The 3,292-nt window shown below is 43.3% G+C and carries 3 protein-coding genes, 1 tRNA gene and 1 pseudogene; 3 read left to right on the top strand and 2 right to left on the bottom strand.

Annotated features, from left to right (window positions below; genetic code table 11):
- Both WAQ08_RS11970 and WAQ08_RS11975 read left to right on the top strand, forming a co-directional pair.
- A pseudogene (locus WAQ08_RS11970) lies at positions 1–317 on the top strand (DNA helicase RecG); the annotation flags it as partial.
- 119 nt (positions 318–436) lie between these two features.
- Positions 437–1,231 (top strand): hypothetical protein, encoded by a 795-nt coding sequence (locus WAQ08_RS11975; RefSeq protein WP_422191802.1) that lies wholly within the window; start codon positions 437–439, stop codon positions 1,229–1,231.
- Here WAQ08_RS11975 and WAQ08_RS11980 read toward each other — a convergent pair.
- Both WAQ08_RS11980 and WAQ08_RS11985 read right to left on the bottom strand, forming a co-directional pair.
- Positions 1,228–1,758, bottom strand: coding sequence for an RsmD family RNA methyltransferase (locus WAQ08_RS11980; RefSeq protein WP_422191803.1), 531 nt, complete (start codon positions 1,756–1,758; stop codon positions 1,228–1,230). The two genes, WAQ08_RS11975 and WAQ08_RS11980, sit on opposite strands and share 4 nt — an antisense overlap.
- Before the next feature lie 716 nt (positions 1,759–2,474).
- Positions 2,475–2,561, bottom strand: a tRNA-Leu gene (locus WAQ08_RS11985).
- 89 nt (positions 2,562–2,650) lie between these two features.
- Between WAQ08_RS11985 and WAQ08_RS11990 the strand changes: the two genes are divergently transcribed.
- A partial coding sequence (locus tag WAQ08_RS11990) for a GTP-binding protein (protein WP_422191804.1) occupies positions 2,651–3,292 on the top strand: 642 nt, incomplete at its 3' end.

Genomic DNA, 3,292 nt, shown 5'->3' on the forward strand with positions numbered 1-3,292 from the left:
GTGTTCATCAAAGCTACTGCTTCTTAGTGTCGAGCGACAGCCTAAGACCTACCAGACGTCTTCGTGAACTCGAAAAATCGAACGACGGCTTTTATCTTAGCGAAGTTGATTTGCAACTTAGGGGTCCGGGTGAAATATATGGCCACGCTCAGCATGGTCAATTAAACTTACAGATAGCTTCACTGGCAGATACAAAATCCATTGCGTCCGTCCAAAAAGCAGTAGATACTTTCTTAAAAAACGACAATGATTTGTTACAATATAAAGAGTTGTATGAGCAAGTAAAAAAATATCAAAGAATTACCTCACTAAACTAACAGGTATGCAATTATCAATTAAAGAAAGGGAAAAGAGCAGCCAGAGCGATCGAATTTATTTCGTCGCCCTGCGCGATGAGAAAAACCGTAGGTTTGTCTCATAAGCCAAAGGCGCATTTATGTATTCTGGAACAACCTTTCACCATAAATCTGGCACTGTACTAGGTGTGCATCAAAAGATAAATAAAGTAGCCCATAGGTTAACAGCCGAAAAAACTACTTCTTTCTTCCCGTCTCTTAAAAATATCCAGCATTTTGAAGGAAAAAATGGCCCAGATGGCATTAAACGTAAAAACCCCGGTGCTGACGAACCGTGGCATTTTATTGACCCAAAAGACCCAACCGACAATGAGCTGCTCGAGAGTATCCGGCACCACCAAGAGAATTTAGCGCACGCTTTGGTTGAAAATGACGAGCAGAGAGCTGCTTTTGAAGCTGCTTGGCTTGCGCATTCTGTTGTTGACGGCCTAACTCCAGCTCACCACTTCCCACTTGAAGAACACCTCGAAGAAGTAAGAGGAGAGCCAAAAGAAACCAGAGATTCAGTTCGTAAAAAACTTATCATTTCCGGAGGTAGCAAACGGCAAAAGATAAAAAATAACTGGGATTTCTGGGGCGCAAAGGGAGTTATGACTTCTCATGTTTTATTTGAGCTTGGTGTAGCTAGCGCGATTACGCCTCTGCGAGCTAGTAAGCTATCGTTAAGCGACGAAGACATAAGATGGCTTGAAAAAGATGGTTTCGAAAAAGTCTTTCTAAAATCTCTAGAAGAAATCTCTAGTTTACATATGTATGAAACCTTTACTCATTGGGGGTGGACTCCAACGCTTGCTAGGCAAACAAAAAATGAGCTTATCCCTATTATTATCAAAACTGTTGCATTTGCGTGGCTGGAAAGTGCAAGAAAAAACTAGACAGGCACATAAAAAGCGATTTGAGCATTGCCATACTTTCTGGCATCGATAAGCTTCATAGTATTGAGGCTAGGTGGTTCCTCGGATGCCGGCCAGTCAAGTAGGAACATGCCGCCAGATTTAACATGTCTAGTTAGCTTAGCTACGACGAAAGGCTGTAGATTGTCATATGGTGGAGCAGCTATAACAATGTCAAACAACATGTTTTTGTTGTTGCTAGACCAGCTGGATGCATTTGCTCGTACCACTTTGCATTGATTTTCGATTCGTAGCTTAGTCACACTTTCTTGCATAACTTTAACGGCTTTTACATCTATATCGATAGAAACAGTTTTTTTTGCACCGCGACTAATAGCTTCAAAAGAAAGTGCGCCAGTGCCTGCAAAAGCATCAAGCACACTGAGTCCTTCAATATTGCCAAGCGAGTTAAACAAAGCGCCTCGAACTCGATCGCTCATAGGGTGGGTGCGATGTCCTCTTGGTGCTTTAAATTGCAATCCGCCTAACCTGCCGGCTATAATTCTCATATCAGTAAGTATATAGCATTAACGTTAGTTTTCCACAGTTATATTTTTTTGGGTATTTAAAAGCAAACAAGCTTATGGTAGTATCCGTATTAGGTAGGGAGTGTGTGCCTGTACGTACTAATGGAGTTGTTGTGGTGGACAATCGTAGTTACGCTTATACAGCAGCAAACCCTGCCTATTAAGAGAGCAAGCTTGTGCTTGCTTTTTTAAGCTTTATAGTGTATAATTAAACTATGGCTAAGAATGATTCTTGGCTAGTGACTCATTAGGAGCGTGATCAGTTGTTTAACAAAAAGAAACGCAAGATCAAGACCGCAGGTTTCTGGGAGCTCTTCAAGCTTTTTTTGTCTGGCGATAAGTTCTACAGCAACACCAAAGCACCTGAAATGGAGACAGCACGTCTTCTTCGGGAAATCGGTCAAGCTGAGATCGCCCATGCAAATGGAGAACCTGGTGCAACCCTAAAGCTGCGACGCCTTCGGGCTGAGTTGCAGGGGCGGCCCATTAAGGAGCCTTGCAAAGAAGTTTCAACATGCAACCATGAGGGTTGGCGAATTCACCACAATACAACCGTGTTACGTCAAAACGCATGGCGTCGCAATTGCGACAACGGGTCGGGGCGCTAAAAACGCCTCGACCCAACTCGGCACCATAAAGTGAGTCACATTTCATTGAAATTAAATAAACCCTACAAACGTAGGGTTTTTATTTATGTCTGGTGCGCGAGAGAGGACTTGAACCTCCACAGCCCTAAGGCCACCAGCCCCTCAAGCTGGCGCGTCTACCAATTCCGCCACTCGCGCGTAGATTTTATTATATCATCTCTGTAGTTATAGAGGAAAGTATGCTACAATAAAGCTAAGAGGAAGGCCCGCTAATCGGGTTTATTTTTATGACAGATTCAAAACAGATTCGTAACGTTGCTATTATTGCCCATGTTGACCACGGTAAAACTACCTTGGTGGATGGGTTACTGAAGCAATCCAACACCTTTCGCGACAACCAAGCCGAAATGAGCCAAGACCTTATCATGGACAGTGGCGACCAAGAGCACGAACGCGGTATCACTATCACAGCTAAGCAAACTGCTGTGTACCATGACGATTACAAAATCAACATTATTGACACTCCAGGACACGCAGATTTCAGCGGTGAGGTTGAGCGAACCCTAAATATGGCCGACGGCGTACTATTGATTGTCGATGCCCAAGAAGGTCCGATGCCACAAACAAAGTTTGTGTTATCAAAAGCTTTGGAACTCGGCCTCAAGCCAGTTGTAGTTATCAACAAAATCGACAAGCCTTCTCGACGTGTAACTGAGGTAAAAGATGAGATCGATGATTTGTTTTTAGAGCTTGCAATTGATGATTCTCAGCTTCACTACCCTGTGTATTTTTCTATTGGTCGCGAAGGTAAAGCCTGGAAGGAGATGCCGGAAAATCCTGAAGAAAATGCTGATCTTACACCTATATTTGACGCGATTATAAACGACATCCCAGCGCCAGAAGTCTATACCACCAAGCCTTTGCAGCTA

The sequence above is a fragment of the Aquabacterium sp. genome (genome assembly GCF_049274795.1).
Lineage (GTDB): Bacteria > Pseudomonadota > Gammaproteobacteria > Burkholderiales > Burkholderiaceae_C > Aquabacterium.